The following is a 22097-nucleotide window of genomic DNA, read 5'->3' on the forward strand; positions in this document are numbered from 1 at the left end:
TTTAATATTCCTGCACCGCAGGATTCATGGTGAGCGCAATGTCCAGATTGCCGTTCCGGCACCGGATCGCGTCGAGAAACTCCTTCTGGTTCGTCTCGGGCTTCAGGTTCACCGCGTAGACGACTTCGTAAAGGCTGCCCAGCTCGGTCGTCCGGACTTTTTTCAGCTCATAGTCGATGCCGAACTTTCGGAACACTTCGTCGAAAGCTTCCTCGTAGCCCAGACTTTCCGGGATCGTGACCTTGAGCAGCTTGAGCGGCGATTTGTTTTGTCCGAATTTGAAGGCTTTCAGGACGAACATAAGCAGGCACAAGCATACCGTGAACAGCACCGCGTAGCCGTACGCGCCGACGCCGCAGGCAAGCCCGGCCGCCATCGAGAACAGAACGTACGAAATATCCTTGGAATCGCCCGGGGCGCTTCGGAACCGGATGATGGAGAACGCCCCGGCGAGGCTGAAAGCTCTGGCGATGTTGCTGCCGATCAGCAAAATGATGATGGCCACGATCGTCGGCAGCACGATCATCGTCAGCGTAAAGCTGGGGGAAAACGCCGGCTGCGTCTTCATATACGTAAGGCTGATCACGGAGCCAAGCACGATGGAGACGGCGAACGTCAGCAGCGCGTAGGTTAACGTCAATTCCGCGCTTGCCGCGCCGGAAGCGATAATGGACTCGATGGATTCGATCATAGGACGACTCTCTCCCTTTCCGGTTTTGCGTATCGAACGGACTTTTTGTACTCGTTGCCGTATTTGGAGAAGCTCGTCCGGTACATCTTGTGCTCCGACAGCATTTTTGCCAGCCAGACCGGAACCGTCTTCTCCGCCTTCACTTCCATCAGCCACTGCCCGTCCTCGAGCAGCTGCTCGCCGCGGTCGCCGCTCTCCAGCCTCAGATCGTGCCGCCGCGACCGGATGTTCGTGTCGAAGGTGATGCGCAAATCCCGGTTCCCCTTGCAAAACATCGCGATCCGGTCATACGCAAGGTACACCATCGGCCGAAGCTCGTATCTCGACAGGAAGTACTCGATCTCCCCGATCACCTGCCGGTTCATCCCGGCTCGGAATGCCGGCGCTTTCCCCGTCCGGACGAATTCGTAAGCTTCGCTTAGCTTAAGCGCCGTCCTTCGCTTGTTGACGACGCCGAACACCTTTTTTTTCAGCTCCAGGTACACTTTCGCATCGCTCTCGGGAACTCCGTAAGCCCGAATCCGCAGCTTCTCCCTGTACTTCGGCTTTGCCAGGCTGTTGCGGATCAGCGTATGGCGATCGGTATCGTAGTAGAGGTTGCTGATGGAGTAGAACTTGCCGTTTTTGTTGTATTCGTCGAGCTCCATATATTCCATCAGGCGGTGATAAAGGCCATGAAAGGCCTGGGCGTCCATCAAATATTTGTTTTCGTAACGGTTGAACACTTCGATTGCCATGAGCGGCACTCCCTTTCCGTCGGCGATGTCCTCGCCCTTTCATGTCTGTATGTTAGAGCGCCAACCTTTAGCGAAGCTTAAATTGTTATCGCAATGTAAAAAAGTTTCTCCCGGCCGCAAGCGGATGCTACTATTAAGGTTGATTAAAGGTTCCGTTCCTACAATAGAGGCACGTCAACCTAAAGGGGCTGCAGCCATGAGAATTTTAATCGTAGAGGACGAAGTGCATCTGGCGGAGGCGCTGGCTCAAATATTGAAAAAAAACCATTATTCCGTCGACGCGGTCCACGACGGCCAATCGGGACTGGACAACGCGCTGAGCGGCATTTACGACCTGCTGCTGCTCGATATCATGCTTCCGGAGATGGACGGGATCACGCTGCTCAAAACGCTGCGCGCCGAAGGGATTTCGACGCCGGTCATCATGCTGACGGCCAAAGGCGAGGTGCCGGACAAAATCGCGGGCCTCGACCACGGGGCGGACGACTACGTCGCCAAGCCTTTTTCGACCGGCGAGCTGCTGGCGCGGATCCGGGCGGCGTTAAGGCGCAAGGGCGAGGTCGTGCCGGAGGACGGGCTGAAATTCGGAGATATCGAATTGAACACGTCGACGCTTAAGCTCACGTGCAAAGGGAAGGAACTGAAGCTGATTCTGAAGGAAAGCGAGCTGCTCGAGCTCCTGATCGCGAGGAAGCAGGCGGTGACCTCCAAGGAGCAAATTATCGAGAAGCTGTGGGGGTTCGACTCCGATGCCGAGCACAATAACGTGGAAGTGTACATCTCATTCTTGCGGAAAAAGCTCGCGTTCCTGAACGCGTCCGTCCGGATCGCCACGATTCGGGGCGTAGGGTACGTGTTGGAGGGGGCCTCCTGATGTTCAACAAGCTGCGCAACCGGTTTCTCCTGATGAACATGATCATCATTTCGATCATCATGCTCGTTGCCTTCGCCGCCATCTATACGATCACGTACCGGGACGTGCGCAGAGACATCGCGCTGGACCTGGAACGCGTGTCGGAGACATACCGCAAACCGGACGCGGGGGACGGCTTGCCGCGCAGAGGGGGGGACAATCCCTTTCCGCAGACGGGCCGCGGCAAGCTGGAGCCCCCGGCGGAACGATCGGTCTCGTTCTCCTTGCAAGCGGACGCGGATTGGAACCTGACAGAGATCGACTCCCGGTTCGACATGGACGACGAGTTCTATGCGATCGCCGTTCAGGAAGCGGCCTCCGATCCATCGGATAACGGCCAGTTCACGCTGGACGGAACCCGCTGGGCATATAGCGTGCAGCCGACCGTCACGGGATATTCCCTCGTCTATCTGGACGTCACCGCCCGGCAGAACATTTTGACGAATCTCATCTATACGTTTTCCGCCGTCGCGCTGGTCATGCTGGTCGCCATCTATGTCGCCAGCCGCTACTTCGCCAACCGCGCCATCGTGCCGGTGCAGGAAGCCTTCAACAAACAGAAGCGGTTCATCGCCGACGCCTCGCACGAACTGAAGACGCCGCTGGCCGTCATCAACACCAATGCCGATGTCCTGCTCGCCAACAGCGAGGATACGATCCGCGAACAGTCGAAGTGGCTGCACCATATCAAATCGGAAACCGAGCGCATGAAGACGCTCACGAACGACCTGCTGTATTTGACCGAGATGGACGACGTCCGCGAGCGCATTCTCCATGTCCCGTTCGACCTGAGCGAAGCCGTGGAAAGCGTCATCCTCACGATGGAGGCCGTTATCTTCGAGAAAAACATCGAGCTCGACTACGAGATCGAGCCCGGCCTGACCGTGAACGGCAGCAGCGAGCAGATGAAGCAGGTCGCCATGATTTTGCTGGACAATGCGGTCAAATATACGAATCCCGGAGGCTCGATCGAGCTCAAGCTCAGGAAGACGGGCCATCACATCCTGCTCTCCGTGACCAACACCGGCGAAGGCATTTCCGCCGAGCATCTCGGCAAAATTTTCGACCGCTTCTACCGCGCCGACCCGTCGCGTTCGCGCAAGCACGGCGGCTACGGCCTCGGCCTTGCCATCGCCAAGTCGATCGTCGAGCAGCACCGGGGAAAAATTTACGCCAAAAGCGTGCCGAACGAGACGACGACCTTCTTCGTTCAGTTGGGCTAAGATAGCGGGAATTCGAACCAAAACAGCGCAGGACCGCCCGGCCGCCGTTCATGACGGCCGGCGACAGTCCTGCGCCGTTCTTTTTCCGAAGACGGAGTTATCGCGCTTGTCCTTCCAATATCCGCTTGATCGCCTTCAAATCCTTGCGGTTCGCCCTCCGCATCATCGCCGCCATAAAAGGAGCGAACAGTCTGGAAAATCCGGACGGATTCCCTCGGTTGCGAAGAAGCATCCGGGTCGAACCGCCTTCGGCCGGTTCCCAGACATACGTCGTCTCCATCGGAAAAGGCCCGTCGGCCGTTCTCATCACCAGCAGCCGGCCCGGACGGTATTCCGCGATTTCGTATACGTACGCCAACCTCCTCCCCAGAAAATCCGCTTGAAACGCAATCCGGGAACCGAGCGCCAGCGGCTTCGGGGTCTGCCATTCGACCGATTTGATGTTGACGTACCATTCGGGAGCATGATCGGGGTCGGCCGCATACGCTGCTACCCGTTCCAGGGGGCTGCGGATGACCGTTTCCGTTTGAACGTCTACCATGCGTGGCGCTCCTTTTCGTTACTTTATCGGTACGACGCGTTGACATGGATATTATGGCAAAAAACTCGCGCAGCGATGATTCTTCCGGCGGAACCGGTATGGAAAGGGCGCTTACGCGAAATTAACGGCACCGTGAGGCCGTTAATCGGGCCTCGCGCCGATATAACGCGGAAAAGCGGCCCGATTCAACCCGGGTAGGTCTCCCTCAAAAACTTCACCGACTGCTCGATGAGCGCCTTCAGGACGTCCGTATCGATATCCGCGACCTTGTTAATATAGACGCACCCTTTGCCTGCCGTATGTTTGCCGAAATTCCGCAGCAGCTCTTCCCGCTTCTCGTCGCCCGTCGCGAAATAAAGGCTGATCTTCGCCTTTCTCGGCGAAAAGCCGACGAGCGGCGCGTCGCCTTCATGGCCTGACGCATATTTGTAGTGGTACGAGCCGAAGCCGATGATGCTCGGTCCCCACATTTTGGCCGGATAGCCGGTCGTTTCGGCAAAAAGGTCCAAAAGCGCATAGGCATCTTCGCGTTTCTTGGGGTTGTCTACATTTTCGATGAACTCGATGACGCTGTTGTCGGTTTCTTTCGTTTTCAGCTCGTACATCGGCGGACTCTCCTTTTTGGGGGCGTTTACGATATTAGGTTGAATCCCATGGATGATTACACTCCGGACAACATCATTTTAAACGAAACTGGCCGATGCGTATTCATCAATAGCGAAATTATAATCGATTGGTTATCCCAGACCGTCCAACGGTTGGGCGGATTGGAAGAACAGCAGCGGAAAAACGCTGGATGAAGTGAAAAGAGGCTGAAAAATAAATCGGGGATTGGCCCCTATAAAACAAATAGACTCTGACCAGGTCAGAGTCGCCCCACTGAAACTTACTTCCCCGTCTCTTTCCGAATCGCCGGCGCGACCTTCGTCGCCAGCAGCTCGATGCCTTCCGCGACTTTGCGGAACGGCATGCCGCCGATGTCGATCTGGGCCATGAAGCGCCGGTGCCCGAACAGTTCGTATTGATAGAGGATTTTCTCTATGATTTGCTGCGGGCTGCCCACGAACAAGGCGGTGTCCGGGCCCGCCAATCGTTCGAATTCGGCCCGGGTCACCCTGCTCTCGGTTCCTCTCCCGCGGCTGACGTAAGAACGGTAATTCGCATAATAGGGGAAGTATTCCTCTTTCGCTTGCTGCGTCGTCGCGGCGACATACCCGTGCCCCGTGATGCCTACCTTGAGCTCCTCCGGGACGAAGCCGGCTTCGGCGCCGGCCTTGCGATAAAGATCGACGAGCGGCTTGAACCGTTCGGGCTCGCCGCCGAGAATCGCGATCGCCATGCCGACCCCGAGCCTTCCGGCGCGAATCGCGCTCTCCGGCGAGCCCCCGACGCCAACCCAGATCGGCAATCGGCTTTGGACCGGCCGGGGGGCGATTTCGGCGCTCGCCAACGGGGATCGAAACCGGCCCGACCAGGAGACGACGTCCGCTTCGTTCAGCTTCAGAAACAAGTCCATATTTTCGGCAAAAAGGTCGTCGTAATCGTTCGTATCGTAGCCGAAAAGCGGGAACGATTCCACGAACGCTCCGCGCCCTGCGATGATTTCCGCCCGGCCGTCCGACAGCAAGTCCAGCGTGGCGAAGTCCTCGAACAGCCGGACCGGGTCCGCCGTGCTGATGACGGTCGTCGCGCTCGTCAATTTGATCCGTTTCGTCGCCTGGGCGATCGCCGCGAGGACGACCGGCGGCGCCGAAACGGCATAGTCCAACCGATGATGCTCGCCGACGCCGAACAGATCGAGCCCCGCTTCGTCGGCCAGCTTCGCCGCCTCGATCGTCTCCTTCAACCGCTGCCGGGGGCTGATCGTGTTGCCGGCATGCGGGTCCGGCACGAGATCTCCAAGCGTATAAAGACCGATTTCGAAATTCATCCCGCCACCTCGAGCCTCCCGGTTAATCGTTCGGACAGCCGCTTTCCGCCAGGTGGCCGGAGCGGATTATTTTGGTTTGCAAATATTTTTCGTTAAATTCGGAAGCGCTGCCCCACAGCGGCGTCCGGGCCGAGACGTCCATGCCCGCCTTTTTCAAGGCTTCCAGCTTTTTGGGGTTGTTCGTGATCAGCCTGACCGGCTTCGAACGAAGCGTCCGCAAAACTTCGATGGCGTCGCCGTAATTCCGGGCATCGTCGACAAATCCGAGATTCAAATTCGCATCGACGGTATCGTAGCCGTTTTCCTGCAGGACGTAGGCCATCGCTTTGCTGAACAGCCCGATTCCTCTTCCCTCGTGATTGGCCAGATAAAACAAGGCGCCCGTTCCGTGCTCCGCGATCATTTTCAGGGACTGCTCCAATTGGAACCCGCAATCGCACCGCTGGCTGCCGAAAATATCGCCCGTGTGGCAGATGGAGTGCATGCGGATCAGCGCATCCTCGCCGTTGCGGAAATCGCCGTACGCCAAAACGCTGGACTGCTGCATTTCGGCCAGATTGACGGAGGACAGCTTTTCGATGATCCGTTCGACGTCCTCGGTTACTTCCTGGCAGCGAAGCCAACAATACCATTGGAACGTGACGGTCTCGCCGTCCAGACGGATCGGCAATCGAATCGGCCCCACCAGGTAAAGGGCCTCTTCGCCGCTTTTGATCAATTGAATTTTCTTTTCCAGGATGGAGACGACTTTCTCTTGAAGCGCAGGCATGCCACGACCCCTTACGATTAAAAATTTGGTTTCAATATGCCCCGGGCAAAGGAACCGTATGCCCTCGGGTTTCCGAAAGGATGCCTAAGCCGAAACGGCTATCGCCGTCCTCTGTGGGTTCGACTCCTTGCCGGGCTGGCTACATTGGATTTTGATCAAAGTCGGCTTTTAGGCCGCCCCCGCCGTCTTCGTTGGATTTTGTCCAATCGGGCGAGGCCTTTTCGGCGATTTTGCCCTTATTTCAGGTTCCGCGTTGGAAAAAATCCACTGTAGACCGAGGTTTCCGCGTTTCTCGCACCACCCGTTGGATAAAATCCAACATAGGCGCAGCTTCGCAGGCTCAGCCGCCTGAGCGGCGCCGCGCCAGTCCACGCAAACATCGCATTCCGATCTACCTAAGAAAGGCACCCTTCGGGGTGCCCTTTGTTCCATGAAGAAAAGAAAAGCAGCCTTTACTTACTTTATGAAACTAAGTTTATTATAATAACAAAGAAACGTCAAGTATGTTATTTCAAATGCGGCAGGATGCACCGCGCGAGCTTGTCCGCCAACCGCTCCGGGTCGGCTGCGTCCTCTTTCGTCAACGTAACCCGGATATGCCGCTCGTCCCAATCGAACGCTTCCTCCAGCAGGCCGCTCAGCCCTTTGGCCCGCCGGTCGATTTCGATAAAAAAGTTCACTCGCTCCGACCCGTCCGCCGTATAGTAAACCTCGATTTCGTCCAGAGCCGAGGGCAGCCGCGGCTTGAATTCGAATTCCTGCACGAACGGGAATTCCGTCCGAAGGCGCGGGACATGAAGCAGCGAAACATCATCCAGCCGAAGTCCCAGCAGCTTGACGGCCTCGAAGAACCCGTGAACGATCGGATGCGGCAAAATCGGCACGGCGTCCCGGTCGTTCCTGGTCTCCTCCATCTCCACGTTCACGGTCGTTTCCAGCCACACCTTGGAAGAATCGATCGACACCGGCGTCGTCAACGGAATCCGGAACCGGAACGGTACCCGTTTCTCTTCGCCTGGGGCGACCGTAACGCTCGTTCCGAGCGTATGGCGGTAAATGACGCCTTTGTCTTTAACGATTTGCTTGTTTTTTTCGCAAAAAAATTCCGCCACGAGCCCGAATTCGATCGCGGTCACATGCTTCGCGTCCCGTCCTCCCCTCAAAATGACGGTGCCGCTCAGCTCCTCCCCGCAGCGAACTCCGCGGGAAATGTCGAGCGTCGTGTCGACTTTGACGCCTCCGGATCGATTCATCATTCGCTCATAGATAGACATAGGACAGTTTCCCCTCCGCATCGGTCATAGCTTCATCGTACCGGGCGCGATGGGGTTTGGCAATCCGCTTTCGGGTTTTTCTTCCAACTCTTTGAAACTGCGAATGCGAAGGCCCGTAAATAGCTGTAGGCGATTCGCGAAACTGCAAGAATCGCAAAACTTATCGGGCATAGGAGGATTTCTCGAATGGGTTTGTTCGATCTATTCAAAGGAGACAAAAGCACGGAAGGCATGACGCCGCATTTCGCGTTCGCGAGCTCGCTGCTGTATATGATGCAATCGGACGGAGAAATGGATCATGAAGAAGTAGGGCAGCTGCTGGCCGTCTTGGGCGGAGAAGAGCAGAACGGCGTCATCGGCGTCGGTGCGAACAACCGGGCTCTGCTGGATCGGGCCTTGAAATACGTTCGCTCGACCCCGATCGACAAGTTTTTGCAGGAAGCGGCTCCGATCCTGACCGACGCGCAAAAAATTTGCATCCTGGTCAACCTGGTCGATTCCTCTCTCGCCGACGGCGAACCCGAGCATCAGGAACAGCAGTTGTTCGCCAAGTTCCTGGCCGCGTTCAACGTTTCGGAAGAGCGCTTCACGCCATTCTTTGAAGTCATTTCCTTGAAAAACGACCGTTCCGTCTTCCTCAATCAAAACCACCCGAAAAACCAACCGGGGTATCAGGTCAAGCTGCACGTTTAATCTCGCATATACGACAGGACCGTCTTCGGGGCGCTTCGCCTCCGAAGGCGGTCCTGTTTTGGCTGCCGCCTACAGCGCGAACAGCTTCAGCTCCTTGACCCTCACATAGCCGTTGTCGGTGCTGACAAACCGGACCTTGCTCGTCGCGACCGGGTCGGCGAACGCCAGGGAGACGACCGTACTCGTCTTCGGATTTCCGCTCGCCGACGCTCCCGGGATATCCGTCCAGCCGCTTCCGTTCCACGCCTGCAGCTTGAAGTTCGACACCGCGTTGCCGTCGCTGTGGCCGGTATGAACCTCCGCGCTTCCGATGGCATAGCTTTGGCCCAAATCGACCTCCAGCCAATGCGGGCCGTTCGTATTCGCGCTTACCCAGCGGGATTCGTCAGACACGACGCCGTCCACCGCTTTCTCCGCCGCGAAGACGTCATAGACCGAATCCGCCGTCGCCGGCTTTCCCGCCGCCACGTTTGCCGGGCCGACGGCCGTCGGCGCGAGCGCCGAAACGTTTCCATCGCCGTCCACCGTCCGAACCTGATACTCGTCGCCGGAAACGCCCTCCTTGTCGAAGTAGTACGTCCCTTTCGATACTTTGTCGTATGCGGCCCCGTTTTTGAAAATTTCGTAATAGGAAATCCAGTTGTCGTCGGCGCCTTCCGTCCAGGTTACTTCGATACCGTTATAGCCAAGGTTGGAAGCTTCGGCTTGCGAGACGTTGCCCGGCGCGGAGGGAGCGGTCGTATCGCTGCCCGACATCGGCCGGTTTTCCAGGTTGAAGAAAATGACCTCGCCCTGCTTGAACGGCGTCAGCGGAATGCCGTTGGTCATCCAGTAGGAGCCGCTGCGCGTTTCCGTCGTTTTGCCGCCTTCCAGCGTCGCGACCGTGTAGCTGGCCGACGCGTTCAAGCCTTTGGGGAAGACGGTGACATTCGTGCCGACCATCGCGTCTTTTTTCGCGAACGTGATGTACCCTTTGGAGCCGTCGCCGCTCATTTTTTGCAAAATGCCTTCCTTGTCGCCCGCGCTGACGGCGGGACGGTACACCTTCACCCATCTGCCCATGACGCCCTGCGTCTTCAGGTACCGGTACAGGTCCACGTCCCGGCGCAGCGGCTCCATCTCGCTTGGCGTCCCGTCGACTTTGCCGGCGATCGTCAGGTGGTAGCTCAACAAGTAGCGGTTGCTTTTGCTGTAGTTGCCGATGTCGCCTCTGCCGTAGCTGACCTGAAGCTTCTCGGAAGGGAACAGCAGCGACGTATAATACCCGTCCTCGCTGCCCGCCGCTCCGTCGCGCAGCTGCACCACGTCGCTGAACCGCGCCGTTTCGATCGACAGCAGGCCCGCGCCGTCGCTGCACAGGAGCAAGGCCGCGCCGGGGTTTTGCTTTTTGAATTGTTCGAGGATGTAGAGAATGTTGTTGGCCTTCAGAATCGTCCCGGAGTCGGCGCCGTAATCCGTTTTCAGCATAAAGCTCCCGAACTCGGTTTGTTTCTGGTTCAGCATCGCGACGATGTGCGCGACGACGTCCTGGCGCTCCGTCTTTAATCCCGCTTTGTACCAGGAAGGATTCGCCATCCATTCCGGATGAGCCGCGGCAATTTGGGAATTCGCTTCCGCCCCCCAAGGGACGAGCCACAGCCCGAGTTTCTGCCCGTTTTTAACCGCGTAGGCGTTGTAGGCGGCGTTGCTTTCTCCCGGCTTGTTGTTCCAGTCGCCCAAATAATCCTGCCAGCCGGCGTCGATCCAGATCAAATCGCCCCCGATATAGCGGGTCGAATGGATCTTGTTCAGGATGTGGGCCGGGTCGCTGCCGTAACCGCCGAAGCGGACAAGCGGAAAATACTCTTCCCGGGTGTAGTCCCACTTGTAGCGATAAGTGAAATCGAGAATCGTATTCCCCATATCGTCCAGGTCCCCGGAAAACACGCCCGTACGGCTTAGCGGACCCTTCAACGTCGCGTTGTTCGCGATCGTTACCGGGCCGGAGCTCGTCTTCATCTGCGCGAACGTCCGGCCGGAAAAATCGCCGACCTCCGCCAGCCAGTTCCCCGTGTAGTCCCAGGTGACGAAAATTCCCTCCGACAGCGTGCGGTTGTACAGCGCCAGAAACGGATGGTACTTGTTGGAGCCGTTGCCCGCGAAGGTCGTGTTCGAGGTCGCCGGCCTGGGGTCCAGCAGCTTGTTCCAGACGGGCGTATCCGCCTTGTCGCCGCTCATGACGTAAAGGTCGACCTGCCCGGCATCGTTCTGCATCACGCGTTGGCGAAACGCGGATATATCCGCGAAGCTTTGGGAGCTTCCGGAAATATTCCGGAATTCCGACCATTCCTCGATGACGCCCGTCGAAGGATACGCGACATAATGACGCGTAACCTCGACGACGCTGTTATGGATAACGACGCTAAGCTGCAATTCGCCTTGCGCCAGCGTTTGCGTCCGGTACGAATCGTAAATCCAGCCCCCGCCGGAGCCGTTGTACGAAGCGGTTCCGATTTTGACGTTGAACTCGTCGGAGTTCGGGCTCGCCCCCTGCACGTAATTTCGGCCGGTCGCCTTGTTGACCAGCCGGGTCATCGTATACGTCCCCTCGCCGAAGCGCACCGCCTTCTCCACCTTGCCCGTCCCCATCGTCCACGTCCGCGTGGCCGAATCGTAATTCACGTAAGCATCCCCCGACGCGGCCGCATTCGCCTTGCCGCTCCCGATCGGCATTGCCGCCAGCAGCACGCAGGCCGCAACCGCCGCCAGCCAGCCCGTTCGAACTTTCGGTTTGCTTGACGCCGACATTCGTAAGCCCCTCCTTTGCGGAATGTGCAGCTCATACGCGCAAGGTTGATCACCTTGATTGTATGCGCTTACAATTTTTACTATAGCAAGCGGAGCACGTTAAGCACTATGCACTTTTCGTACTCCTTGACGTGGATTGTTTTGACTTCTCGTTACGAACCCTTGAATTCGCTCGGGCTTTTGCCGCTGTACTTTTTGAATACTTTGGAAAAGTAGGCCCGATCCGAAAACCCGAGCGTATACGCGACGTTTTCCACCGTTTCGTTCTCCTGCCGCAGCATCCGGATCGCCATGTTAATTTTGAACTGGTTGACGTATTCGGTGAAGTTGACCCCGGCAAGCCGTTTGAAAAACCGGGAAAAATAACTGGGATTCAAGTGCAAATAATGGGCCATGTCGACCGAGGTGACCATTTCGTCCACATGCTCTTGCAAATATTGATCGATCGCCTGCAGCCGCAAATCCCTTTCTTCCTCTTTGCCCCCGGGCGCAAGAGAGTGACGGACGAACAAGCCCCGCAGCTCCCGGCGAGTCAGTTGAACCGCTTCCGCAGCTCGAACGGCCAGCCCGAGATGCGTGTAGAAGCCCTCCCCCACCTGCCCGTTCGTCTCGTACGCCAGCTGCCGGACGAGATCCGCGCAAGCTTCCTTGACCAGGCGGGGCGGCAAGCGGTCCGCCGCAACCCGCTGGCTCATCGCGCTGACGGCCAGATCGATCCACGATCCGTCGTTCTCCTCGAGCGCGAGCGACAGCAAGCCTCTTTCCTTGTCGAATTTGCCGTCGGCGGCGGGATCGAACGGCGCCGGCTCGGCCGATACCGCCGCCGCCCCGGCGCTGCCGTAAAAGCTTTGATCGCGGCAAGCCGTCATCCGGCGATGGGCGGCTCCGATTTGCGCCAGCGGAACGGCTTCCGGCCAATAAAAGCCCAGCACGTCGATTTTCAAGTACTGCTTCGTTTTTTCCCGTACCGTCTCCATGAAGCGAAGCATGTCCGCTTCCGCCCCGTCGGCCTTGCCGCGGCTTGGGCTTCCTTCGGCTTCCCCGGGGCCGGCCGCGTTCCAGATCAGGTAAACCTCGTAATCCTTGGTCATGAACGGCGTAACGGGAGCGGAAACGGGCGCCGTCCCCGCATCGGCGCAAATTTCCGTCACGATGTTGAATACCGCGTACTGGATCAGGTGCATATCCTCATACCCGTACCGCTCCGCGACGGAAGCGGCGTCGAGATGGAGGAAGCCGACCCGAAAAAAAGGCAGCTTCCACGAAATGCCCAGCCGTTCGCCGAATTGCATCGTGCCCGTCAAGCCGCCGCCGCCGGCCAGCAGCTCCTTCAGGAAGCTCGTCTTCAGCACATCCTTGTTGCGCTCGATATCCTGCCGAATCACATAGCGCTCCATCCGCTCGCTGCGGGCCCGAAACTGATCCATCGCCTTGCGCAGGCTGACGCGAAGCTGCTCGGCCGAAAGCTCGTCCTTGATCAAATAATCGTCGGCTTCCATCTGGAAGGCTCTCTTGGAATATTGAAACTCTTCGTAGCACGTCAGGAAAATCAGCCTGACCTCCGGCTTGATCGTGCGGAAAGCTTGCGCCAGCTCCAATCCATCCATGCCGGGCATGCCGATGTCGGTGACGACCAGGTCGGGCAACGCGGTTTGAAACCGCTCCAGCGCCTGCTCGCTGGTGGACGCCGAAGCCGTCAGCTCCAGCTCCAGATCGAGCTGCTTCAGCAGTTGCGCCACATAGTCCAGCATCGGGACGTCATCGTCAATCAACATGACCGATATCATCGGAAGCCGCCTCCTCGGGAAGAGTCATCGGGATGAAAAACACGACGGCCAGGCCGCCGCCGGAACGGTTCGCGGCCGAAAGGCGCGCCAGAGGCCCGTATAAAATCCGCAGCCTTCTGGCGACGTTGACCATGCCGACCCCTCTGCCGGACGCGGGCGATTCCTCTCCCGCGATCCCGTCAAGGCGGTCGTTGAGCCGCTTGAGCCGTTCGTCCGGCATGCCCCGGCCGTTGTCGCCGATCTCGATGCGAAGCCCGGCGCCCGTCCATTCGGCGCTCAGCTCGATCGCCGGGTTCTCGGGACGGGAGGAGAAGCCGTGGATGATCGCGTTCTCGACGATCGGCTGCAGCAGCAGGCGCGGAAGCCGGATCGCTTCGGCTTGCGCGCCGATCCGGCTATGGAACCGGATGTCCAGCCGGTTGCGGATTTGCATGACCTGGATGTAGCTCCCCAGCACTTTGCACTCCTCCGCCAGCCCGACCGGCTCGACGCGCACATAGGCGCGCAGCAGCTTGATCAGCGATTCCAGCATGCCGCCATGCGCCGAATCGCCGGCAAGCAGAAGGTTCACCTTGATGGAATTGAGCGTATTCAACAAAAAATGCGGACTGATCTGGGCGGCAAGCGCCTGCAGCTCCAGCTTCCGCTTCTCCTCCTGCTCGGTCTCGACCTGATGCAGCAGCTGATTGAGCTCGTCCAGCATCTGATTGAACGCCGAGGACAGCTGGGCGACCTCGTCCTTGCCCTTGACGGGCAAGCGCACGTTCCGGTTGCCCCCGACGTACTGCTTGACGTTGGAACGAAGCAGGCTGAGCGGCTTGTTGATTTGTCCGGCCCACAGGACCGACAAGACCAGAAAGCCGACGAAAAAAATGCCGACCACCATAATGGAAACGAAAAATTCGCGGTTGATCTGGCCGACGATGGAGCTCCTTAGCGTATGGCTGGCAAGCTGCCAATCCACTCGCGGAATCCGCACTTCGCCGCTCAGCACATCCGCGCCGGAAAGGTCGCCAATTTCGTTCGCGGAAGCGATCCGGCTGCCGGACTTGTCCGTCAGCGTAACGGCGACTGCCGGATTGCCCGTATTCAACACGCTTTGGAAATAGGAATTCGGAATGCCGATGAACAACGTCGCCAGCTTCTCGGAGTTGCGCGGGTCGGCGATGACGCGCGCCGCATAATAATGCGCGGGAGCGGCATCGCCGCTCCCGGAAGGGAACCACTGCAAAATCGAGGTTTCGCTGTCGTCCACGCGGCTGCCGGCCGCCAAAAATCCGTCCGGCAGCTCCGAGAACAAAGGCCGGTCCAGGTTGCCCATGACGATCCGGTTTTTCCGGTTGACGATGAGAATTTCCAGATTGGCGTCGAACGACTGCACGGTCAATATGTTGGCCATCGACTTCAGCTTCGAATGCCGGGCGTACGCCTCGTAGTCCGTGAACGAGTCCTTGTCCTTCAAGTATCGCAGGCTCTCCAGCGCTTCGGCGTCGTACGACTGGGAAAAGTAAATCGAGGCGAAGGATATCGTGTCGATCGTCTTCGTAAGTTGGTTGGCGATCACCCGGAGCGTTTCTTCATTGGAGCGCAGCGTCCGGTCGGTCACGTTCTGCTTGACGGACGTATACGACCAGAGCGTAACCGCCATGAACGGCAGCAGGATCAAGATCAGGAACGAAAACTGCAGTCTGCGATGGAAAGAAAAGCGGCTCATCCAGCCCATTAACGCGCTCATCTCCACCCCGTCCTTTACTCATTCCCCATTATACCGCATTCTCCCCGCTGCCGCCCCGCGTTTTTCTACGGATTGGCCTGGATGACCTTCTCCGCTTCCTCGGTCATTTCCTTTCGCACGTCCTCGAAGCTGCGGTTGTCCAGCATGAAGCTGTTGAACCCGTTTTCGACGATGGTTTTCAGCTCGGCTCCGTACGCCACGCTCACGCCGCCTTCCGGCATTTTCACGTTCGGATCGAACAACGTTTTGGACAACGACTCGATATCGATCAGATCCGTGTTGTCCCCGAAAAAGTCCGTCAGCAGTTGGTTGCCGTCAACCCCTTTGGCCGCCGGGATTTCCTGCGTGAACTTGTAGGACTCGGTCGTCATCCAACGGACGAAGTCGTATGCCGCTTCCTTGTTTTTCGAGCTTGCGCCGATGGCGATGCCGCTGCCCGAAATGTTCGTCATGCCCATATCGGTCGCGTCGACGGCGCGCGGAATCGGGGCGTACTGCATCTGGAATTCATGAGGGAACCTCTCCAGGTTGAGACCCGCTCTGACCGCGTAGCTCGGCACGGCCAGCATGCTCGCGTTTCCGGCGAAAAACTGCTGGAGCACGTGGTAGTTCGAAGCGAGAACGTCGGCGTACGGCTCTACGCTCTTGTCTTCCTTCTCCATGGCGCGGCGGAGATTGAAGAAGTATTCGAAGGACGGATCGTCGAAAATCGGTTTCCGGTCGGCCGACAATTGCGGATGCGGGCGCTCGGTATAGGCGATGATGTTCGGGTATTCGCCCCACGTATGGAAATACGTTCCGTAGTGTTCGTCCGTCGTCAGCTTTTTGGCGTATTCGCGGAAATCGTCCCACGTCCAGCCCATCTCCGGCAGCGCCAGGCCCGCTTCCTCCAGATGGTCCTTGTTGAATACGGTAAACCACTGCGTCGAGTTGGTCAGCAGCCCGTAAACCTGATCGTCGAGCTTGATCACCTTGGTATATTCGTCTTCCGGCGTGACGCCCTCTTGGGCGAACAGGCCGTTAAGCGGTTCCACGATGCCGCGCGAAGCGCGCTCCAGCACCTGCTCCTCGTTGCCCGTCATGAAGACGTCCACGGCTTCTCCGCCGGCAATCAGCACATCCAGCTTGGTCATGAATTCGACGCTGTCGCTGTTTTGCACGAGGGAGACGTACTCGACCTCCACCTTGTCCTGGGACTCGTTGTACGCCTGCACCGCCTGATAGAACGGCTCTTCCGGCTTGCTCATTTTGAACGTGTAAAATTTGATTTTCGTTTTTTCCGCGGGCGCCGCTTCCCCGCTGCCCGAAGCTGCCGGCGCCGTCGAGGACGGAGCCTCCGCGGACGGCGAGGCGTTCGAATTGCCGCCGTTTCCTCCCGAGCATGCCGCAAGCGCAAAGACCAGAATCAAGCTTGTAAGCGCTAAACTAAATCGTTTCAAAAGAATCCCCCCGGTTTTGGTGTCGTTGCACGATCATTATACCTTCCCGCCGTGCGGCTCGCCGTGTACCGTATTGCGCTTTCGGCGTGGACATTTTTGACTCTCGCGAGCCGCGGCTGCGACCGGCGGAGGGCGTCAGCCCTTCACGCCGCCGATCGCGATGCCGTTGATGACCTGCTTCTGCAGCGCCAGGAACAGCGCAAGCAGCGGAATGACGGCGGAGACGGCGGCCATCATCATGACCGAGATCCGCGTGCCGAATTCCTCCTTGAAAAACTGCATGCCGAGCGGAATCGTATACAGGTCGGTCGAATACAGGAAAATAAGCGGTCCCTGGTAGTCGTTCCAGGTCCAGATGAACTTGATGATGCCCACGGTCGCCAGAATCGGGCGGCTGAGCGGCAGCATGACGCTCCAGAAGATGCGGAAGTAGCCGGCCCCGTCCAGCTCCGCGGCTTCCAGCATATCGTTGTGGATGCCGGCCATGAACTGCCGCAGCAAAAACGTAAAATAGCTGGAAAACATGCTCAGGAGGATAAGGGAAAGGTGCGTGTCGTACAGCCCCAGCTCCTTGATCATAATATAGCGGGGCACGAGCGTCGCCTGCTCCGGAATCATCATGAAGGCGAGCATCAGGCTGAACACCAGGGCGCTCCCCTTGAACTTGAGCTTGGAGAGGGCATAGCCGGCCATGGCCGAGATGAGCAGGGTGGCCAGCGTGGTCAAAATGGAGATTTTCAAGGAGTTCCCGTAAAACAGGGTAAAGGAAACGTCCCCCATCCATACCTCTTTGAAATTTTCGATCAGGTTCCATTTTTCGGGGATCCATTGAATCGGGAACGTCCATACGTCCTTCTCCGTTTTGGAAGCGGCCGACAGCATCCAGAACAACGGCAGCAGAAAAAACAGCGAGATTACGGCGAATGCGGCGGTCAGCAGCCAATTGCCGAGTTGGATTTTTCTCATCGAGTAGGCCTCCGTCATCGGTCAGTAATGAACTTTGCGGTTTTGCGAAATCCAGGTAATCGAGGTCACCAGCACGATCATGAGGAACAGCACCCAGGACATGGCCGACGCATAGCCCATTTTAAAGCGCTGAAAGCCTTCTTCGTAGATCTGATACACAATGACGGTGCTGGAGTAGTTCGGGCCGCCGTTGGTCAGGAACTTGATAATGTCGAACACCTTGAACGACGAAATAATGCTGGTAATCGTCAAAAAGAACGTCGTGGGGCCGAGCAAAGGCAGCGTAATGCGCCGGAACTGCTGCATGCCGTTCGCTCCGTCGATGGTCGCCGCCTCGTACAGCTCGTCCGGAATATTGGTCATCCCCGCCAGGAAAATGATCATTTGGTACCCGAGCAGCTGCCAGACGTAAATGATCATGATGGCGACGAGCGAGAAGCTGGTATCGACCAGCCAGTTGGGCGGATTGTCGATGCCGAGCTGCAGCAGCGCCTGGTTGATCGGCCCCTTCGAGGGATGATACAGCGCCGACCAGACGGCGGCCGTCGCGATCGTCGAGCAAATATACGGAATGAAGAATGCCACTTTGAAATAGCTCTTGGCGTACAGCTTCTTCTGGATGACGGCCGACAGCGCGATGCTGATGACGAGCGTGGCCGGAACCGTTCCGATCGTAAACCAAATGTTGTTTTCCAGCGCCATCAGAAACTTGTTATCTTCAAATAAACTGAAAAAGTTGTCCAGCCCGATCCACTTGATAGCGGACAGGCCCCCGACCAGATTCCACTCCGTAAAGCTCAGCACGAGACTGAACCCGAGCGGAAAAAGGGAAACGAGAATCATCCCGATCACTTCCGGAGCAATAAACAGCCACCCGGCGGCCTCCGCGCGCCTCTTGCGCGTCCAGAACCGTTTTTTGGCTTCCGGAGACTTCGAAATCGCTACCCGTTCGTTCATCGCTTTCGCCCCTATTACCTTAATGTGTCCCCATTGTAGCAAGACGGGGGCGGAAATACGGTACATGTTTCATACCCTTGGGCGTGTATTATTTTGACTTTTCGGCGTATGCGAAAGGTAACCGACGGACGGGGAGATTTTGTATGAAAAATCGTACAATTGCCAAGGCAGAAGGGGAAAAACGGGGGGGTTTGTACGAAAAATCATATAAAAACGGGCGCGGAACCGACGGACGGGGAGATTTTGTATGAAAAATCGTACAATTGCCGGGGCAGAAGGGGAAAAACGGGGGGTTTTGTACGAAAAATCATACAAAAACGCGCGCGGAACCGACGGACGGGGGGCCAGGGACGGTGTAAAGAAACACCGCAACCGAAACAAGACGGCCGCATGGCCGCCTTGTTGGTTCCCCGGCTCGCCATCCAATGGGCAGGACTCGGCCAGAATGGGGTTTGCCGCCAGCCGTCAGCGATCGATCGTTTCCCCATCGTCCGGCACGAGAATTCGATCGCGCAATCCCTTTTCTTCAATAAAGCTCCTCAGCTCGTCCCGGGACAAGAAGCAGTGGTTGACCGCCTCCATATGCGAGACGATCACCGTCGCTTGCGGAGCCGCCAAATGCGTCCGGAAAATCGGGCCCCGGCACTAGTTCGAAATCTTCAGGGGCACGATCGGAGCCTAGGCATCGAGAACGAATCGTGAAATCGGCGGTTCGTTTTTCTTTAGTTTCTCCCTTAAATCTTTAGTTTGTCCTCTACTTGAAAGGGGTTACATGTAATAGATTAGGGGTGATTCATCAGGACGACAAAACGCGGAAAGGGAGAATGATGCATTGAAGACTCGCAACAAGAAGAAAACCTGGTCCAGGTTCACGGTGCTCGGCGTCGCCACAGCCTTGTTTACGGCCAGCTTCCCGCTTGCGGCGGCGGCCGGGGACACCTGGCCTTTTGCCGGAGATCAGGCTCACGGCGTTAACCAGCCCAGCGTGCACGGCTACACGAGCGGCCATATTGCCGACTGGAGCCCGGAGCGCGACCCTTATGCGGAAATGCTCCGGTCCCATGTCCCGCTTCAGCAGCGGATCGCTCCCTTCGCCTCGACGCAAGCCAATCCGAATCTGGATCCGGACGTCAAAATGACGAACGTCAGCGGCGACTACGGAAACGCGTTTATCGAGAACGCGCCTTACACGAACAAATTCGCCCAATACCATTTTCATTTCTGGCAGTATGTCGATTACTGGTCGCCCTGGCACGGAACCGCCACGGCCTACACCCCTCCCGAATATTACGACGAGCTGGCCCAGAAGGACTGGCAGCAAAAGTGGTTCGAGTTCGGCATGCTGAACATCCCGAATCCGACGTACACGGACGCGGCGCACAAAAACGGCGTGCTGTCGCTGGCCGGCATCTTTTTCTCCAATAACGACCGCGGCCAGCAAACGTACAAGCAGATGATCGTGAAGGACGAAAAAGGAAACTACCCGGTCGCCGAGAAATTGATCGAGATGGCCGAATACTTCGGTTACGACGGTTACTTCATCAACCAGGAGGAGCAGAACCCCAACGTCGCCGTCGCAGACATTCCGGATTACATCGGATTCATGAAAGCGCTGCAGGACGGCGGGCTGTACGTTCAGTGGTACGACTCGCTGAACACGGCGACCGGCGCCAACACGTTCGCGCGCACCTTCCATGACCACAACATCTCGTTCCTTTACGACAAGGCAACGGGCGAACAGGTGTCGCAGTCGTTTTTCTTCGATTACGGAATGGGGAACAGCCAGATCAATGCGGCAGCTGCCTATCTCCAAAATCTGAACGCCCAATCCGGCACCGATTTCGAGCTCGACGACGTCGGCTTTGCGGGCCTTGAAGCCGGACGCGACCGGTTCAAAAGCGTCAACGGCACCGCGCTGAAAAACAAGCTGGACGCAAACGGCGTGCCGCGCCTCGGCATCGCCACGCTCGGGGCGGACTTCGTCCACGCGGGACTGGACGAGGACATGAACCTGGGCTGGCCGGTCCGGCACCGCGCGGAAAACGAGTACCAGTGGATGACCAAGCTGCGCGAACAGCTCTGGTGGTCCGGCCCGAACGTCGATCCGACGAATACGGCGACCTCCCCGACGAATACCGTCGCCGACGTCTATGCCGACAACCGGTACTGGCCGGGAATCTCTTCGGTCATCGCCGAGCGTTCGGTCGTCGGGGGCACGAATTTTTATACCGATTTCAACACGGGGCACGGTCTCTCCTACTATCGCGACGGAGCGGTCTCGAACCCGGACGAATGGTCGAACATGAGCCTGCAGGACGTTCCGGTCACCTGGCAGTGGTGGCAGGATACGGCCGGCAGCCGGCTTAACGTCGACTTCGATTACGGCCCGGAATACGACCTGGGCGATTCGGGACGCCAATCGTACGAGCAGATCGGCGCGTACAACGGAGGAAGCTCCCTCGTCGTCAGCGGCAAGCTGGAAGCGGAGACGTTCCTGCGTCTGTATAAAACCGAGCTGAGCGTTAACGCGAACTCGAAGCTGTCCGTCGCCTACAACAAGCCGGAGACGGACGCATCCGCCATGCAGGTCGGGCTTATTTTCGCCGATCGGCCGGAGGAAGTCGTGAAGGTTCCGGTTCCGGAGAGCGGGAATGCGACCAACGGCTGGGCATCGGCCGAACTGGACCTCGGCGCTTATGCGGGCCGGACGATCGCGGCTTTCGGGCTCGTTTTCGCTCCGGAGCAGGAAGCGGTCGAAACGTATCAAATGAATATCGGGCAAATCCGCATCCATGACGGCTCCGCCGTTCGTCCTTCGGCGCCGTCCAAGCTGACGATTACGGAAGCGTACGCGGACACCGGCGAAATGAACATCAGCTGGAAAATGAACGAAAACTATGAAGTCGTGAAGCAGTACAACGTTTACGTCAACGACACGTTCGTCGGCGGCAAATACGACGAGGTGTTCTACATCAAAGATCTCCCGGCGCTGTCCGGTACGATCAAAGTGGTTCCGGTCGGCGCCGACGGACGGGAAGGCGAAGCCGCCGTTCTGCCGTTCGACCTGACGAGCACGGTATCGAACGTGCAAGTCGAATCGACGGCGGACGGCAAGCTGACCGTCAGTTGGACCAACCCTTCGGTATCGACGGGCAACTTGAAAATCAACGTCGAATCGGTCAACTGGGTGACATCCAAAAAACCGGTGAAGGAAAATAAAGTCGTTTCCGAAGGCACGACCTCCGTCGTTTTCGACAAGATGCCGGTCAACGGGGACGAGTATGTGGTAACGATCGCTCCCAAACGCGGGGACGCGGTGTCCGCAAGCGGAGCCTTCATCGATACGATCGCCGAGCCGTATGCCGAGGACTGGTATTGGGAGGGCGACACGCTCCATCTGCCGATGCCGGAAACGAGAGACTGGCGCTATCTGTACGTATATGAAGACGGGGTTCTCCGGTCCTTCCCGACCACTTACGGCGTAGGGGACAAAGACCGGATCATCCGCGGCCGGAGCACGAAGGCAAGCCTCGCGTTTCCCTCGACGGCCGAGAACGTGCATGTCGTGCTGGAGGATTACGCGGGCAACCAATCGGAGCCGGTCGTTCTCAGAGGCGGCGACAATTAAATAACCCGACGCAGACCGAACCCGCAA

The 22097-nt window shown here is 57.8% G+C and carries 17 protein-coding genes and 1 pseudogene; 4 read left to right on the plus strand and 14 right to left on the minus strand.

Annotation, left to right across the window (positions count from 1 at the left end):
- Position 1: 1 nt before the first annotated feature.
- Together B7E11_RS03670 and B7E11_RS03675 are read right to left on the minus strand one after the other, a co-directional pair.
- Positions 2-691, minus strand: coding sequence for a DUF4956 domain-containing protein (locus B7E11_RS03670; protein WP_080832265.1), 690 nt, complete (start codon positions 689-691; stop codon positions 2-4).
- Positions 688-1428 carry a polyphosphate polymerase domain-containing protein gene (locus B7E11_RS03675; protein ID WP_080832266.1) on the minus strand — a complete coding sequence of 247 codons (741 nt, stop codon included), beginning with the start codon at positions 1426-1428 and terminating at the stop codon, positions 688-690. Before B7E11_RS03675 ends, B7E11_RS03670 begins: the two co-directional genes overlap by 4 nt.
- Before the next feature lie 196 nt (positions 1429-1624).
- Here B7E11_RS03675 and B7E11_RS03680 point away from each other — a divergent pair, with 196 nt between their 5' ends.
- Both B7E11_RS03680 and B7E11_RS03685 read left to right on the plus strand, forming a co-directional pair.
- Positions 1625-2302 (plus strand): response regulator transcription factor, encoded by a 678-nt coding sequence (locus tag B7E11_RS03680; RefSeq protein WP_080832267.1) that lies wholly within the window; start codon positions 1625-1627, stop codon positions 2300-2302.
- Positions 2302-3564, plus strand: a complete 1263-nt coding sequence (locus B7E11_RS03685; protein ID WP_080832268.1) for a sensor histidine kinase — start codon at positions 2302-2304, stop codon at positions 3562-3564. The genes B7E11_RS03680 and B7E11_RS03685 overlap by 1 nt, the downstream gene beginning before the upstream one ends.
- A 97-nt stretch (positions 3565-3661) precedes the next feature.
- On the opposite strand, the gene B7E11_RS03690 is transcribed toward B7E11_RS03685, so the two are convergent.
- The 5 genes from B7E11_RS03690 to B7E11_RS03710 form a co-directional block, all read right to left on the minus strand.
- A complete protein-coding gene (locus tag B7E11_RS03690) occupies positions 3662-4105 on the minus strand; it encodes an SRPBCC family protein (protein WP_080832269.1) in 444 nt (147 codons plus the stop codon).
- Between the two features lie 185 nt (positions 4106-4290).
- On the minus strand, positions 4291-4710 hold the full coding sequence (locus B7E11_RS03695; protein ID WP_080832270.1) for a DUF1801 domain-containing protein: 420 nt from the start codon (positions 4708-4710) through the stop codon (positions 4291-4293).
- A gap of 281 nt (positions 4711-4991) precedes the next feature.
- Positions 4992-6035 carry an LLM class flavin-dependent oxidoreductase gene (locus tag B7E11_RS03700; RefSeq protein WP_080832271.1) on the minus strand — a complete coding sequence of 348 codons (1044 nt, stop codon included), beginning with the start codon at positions 6033-6035 and terminating at the stop codon, positions 4992-4994.
- Positions 6036-6057: 22 nt separating this feature from the next.
- Positions 6058-6804, minus strand: a complete 747-nt coding sequence (locus B7E11_RS03705; RefSeq protein WP_080832272.1) for a GTP cyclohydrolase II — start codon at positions 6802-6804, stop codon at positions 6058-6060.
- Between the two features lie 506 nt (positions 6805-7310).
- Positions 7311-8078, minus strand: a complete 768-nt coding sequence (locus tag B7E11_RS03710; RefSeq protein WP_176220595.1) for a sporulation protein — start codon at positions 8076-8078, stop codon at positions 7311-7313.
- A 186-nt stretch (positions 8079-8264) separates the two neighbouring features.
- On the opposite strand from B7E11_RS03710, the gene B7E11_RS03715 reads away from it, so the two are divergent.
- The gene (locus tag B7E11_RS03715) at positions 8265-8771 is read left to right on the plus strand and encodes a tellurite resistance TerB family protein (protein ID WP_080832274.1); all 507 of its coding nucleotides are present in this window, start codon (positions 8265-8267) and stop codon (positions 8769-8771) included.
- Positions 8772-8840: 69 nt separating this feature from the next.
- Here B7E11_RS03715 and B7E11_RS03720 read toward each other — a convergent pair whose 3' ends face one another.
- The 7 genes and pseudogenes from B7E11_RS03720 to B7E11_RS30080 form a co-directional block, all read right to left on the minus strand.
- Entirely contained in the window at positions 8841-11558 is a 2718-nt protein-coding gene (locus B7E11_RS03720) for a discoidin domain-containing protein (protein WP_080832275.1), read from the minus strand.
- Positions 11559-11710: 152 nt separating this feature from the next.
- Entirely contained in the window at positions 11711-13345 is a 1635-nt protein-coding gene (locus B7E11_RS03725; protein WP_080832276.1) for a response regulator transcription factor, read from the minus strand.
- Positions 13323-15080, minus strand: coding sequence for a sensor histidine kinase (locus tag B7E11_RS03730; protein ID WP_080832277.1), 1758 nt, complete (start codon positions 15078-15080; stop codon positions 13323-13325). The genes B7E11_RS03725 and B7E11_RS03730 overlap by 23 nt, the downstream gene beginning before the upstream one ends.
- A 65-nt stretch (positions 15081-15145) precedes the next feature.
- A complete protein-coding gene (locus B7E11_RS03735) occupies positions 15146-16519 on the minus strand; it encodes an ABC transporter substrate-binding protein (RefSeq protein WP_139787055.1) in 1374 nt (457 codons plus the stop codon).
- A gap of 135 nt (positions 16520-16654) precedes the next feature.
- Positions 16655-17485, minus strand: coding sequence for a carbohydrate ABC transporter permease (locus tag B7E11_RS03740; protein ID WP_080832279.1), 831 nt, complete (start codon positions 17483-17485; stop codon positions 16655-16657).
- Between the two features lie 21 nt (positions 17486-17506).
- A complete protein-coding gene (locus B7E11_RS03745; RefSeq protein ID WP_080832280.1) occupies positions 17507-18442 on the minus strand; it encodes a carbohydrate ABC transporter permease in 936 nt (311 codons plus the stop codon).
- Positions 18443-18907: 465 nt separating this feature from the next.
- Positions 18908-19075 (minus strand): annotated as a pseudogene (locus B7E11_RS30080) (MBL fold metallo-hydrolase); the annotation flags it as partial.
- 199 nt (positions 19076-19274) lie between these two features.
- Between B7E11_RS30080 and B7E11_RS03750 the strand changes: the two are divergent.
- Positions 19275-22070: an endo-beta-N-acetylglucosaminidase gene (locus B7E11_RS03750; RefSeq protein WP_080832281.1), complete on the plus strand. Its 2796-nt coding sequence runs from the start codon at positions 19275-19277 to the stop codon at positions 22068-22070.
- Positions 22071-22097 lie beyond the last annotated feature (27 nt).

This window comes from Cohnella massiliensis, assembly GCF_900169535.1.
Classification (GTDB): Bacteria; Bacillota; Bacilli; order Paenibacillales; family Paenibacillaceae; genus Cohnella; species Cohnella algarum.

Excerpts from the sequence above, each read along its gene's own strand:
- B7E11_RS03670 (WP_080832265.1), bottom strand. The coding sequence starts at position 691 with ATGATCGAATCCATCGAGTCCATTATCGCTTCCGGCGCGGCAAGCGCG.
- B7E11_RS03675 (WP_080832266.1), bottom strand. The coding sequence starts at position 1,428 with ATGGCAATCGAAGTGTTCAACCGTTACGAAAACAAATATTTGATGGAC.
- B7E11_RS03680 (WP_080832267.1), top strand. The coding sequence starts at position 1,625 with ATGAGAATTTTAATCGTAGAGGACGAAGTGCATCTGGCGGAGGCGCTG.
- B7E11_RS03685 (WP_080832268.1), top strand. The coding sequence starts at position 2,302 with ATGTTCAACAAGCTGCGCAACCGGTTTCTCCTGATGAACATGATCATC.
- B7E11_RS03690 (WP_080832269.1), bottom strand. The coding sequence starts at position 4,105 with ATGGTAGACGTTCAAACGGAAACGGTCATCCGCAGCCCCCTGGAACGG.
- B7E11_RS03695 (WP_080832270.1), bottom strand. The coding sequence starts at position 4,710 with ATGTACGAGCTGAAAACGAAAGAAACCGACAACAGCGTCATCGAGTTC.
- B7E11_RS03700 (WP_080832271.1), bottom strand. The coding sequence starts at position 6,035 with ATGAATTTCGAAATCGGTCTTTATACGCTTGGAGATCTCGTGCCGGAC.
- B7E11_RS03705 (WP_080832272.1), bottom strand. The coding sequence starts at position 6,804 with ATGCCTGCGCTTCAAGAGAAAGTCGTCTCCATCCTGGAAAAGAAAATT.
- B7E11_RS03710 (WP_176220595.1), bottom strand. The coding sequence starts at position 8,078 with ATGTCTATCTATGAGCGAATGATGAATCGATCCGGAGGCGTCAAAGTC.
- B7E11_RS03715 (WP_080832274.1), top strand. The coding sequence starts at position 8,265 with ATGGGTTTGTTCGATCTATTCAAAGGAGACAAAAGCACGGAAGGCATG.
- B7E11_RS03720 (WP_080832275.1), bottom strand. The coding sequence starts at position 11,558 with ATGTCGGCGTCAAGCAAACCGAAAGTTCGAACGGGCTGGCTGGCGGCG.
- B7E11_RS03725 (WP_080832276.1), bottom strand. The coding sequence starts at position 13,345 with ATGATATCGGTCATGTTGATTGACGATGACGTCCCGATGCTGGACTAT.
- B7E11_RS03730 (WP_080832277.1), bottom strand. The coding sequence starts at position 15,080 with ATGAGCGCGTTAATGGGCTGGATGAGCCGCTTTTCTTTCCATCGCAGA.
- B7E11_RS03740 (WP_080832279.1), bottom strand. The coding sequence starts at position 17,485 with ATGAGAAAAATCCAACTCGGCAATTGGCTGCTGACCGCCGCATTCGCC.
- B7E11_RS03745 (WP_080832280.1), bottom strand. The coding sequence starts at position 18,442 with ATGAACGAACGGGTAGCGATTTCGAAGTCTCCGGAAGCCAAAAAACGG.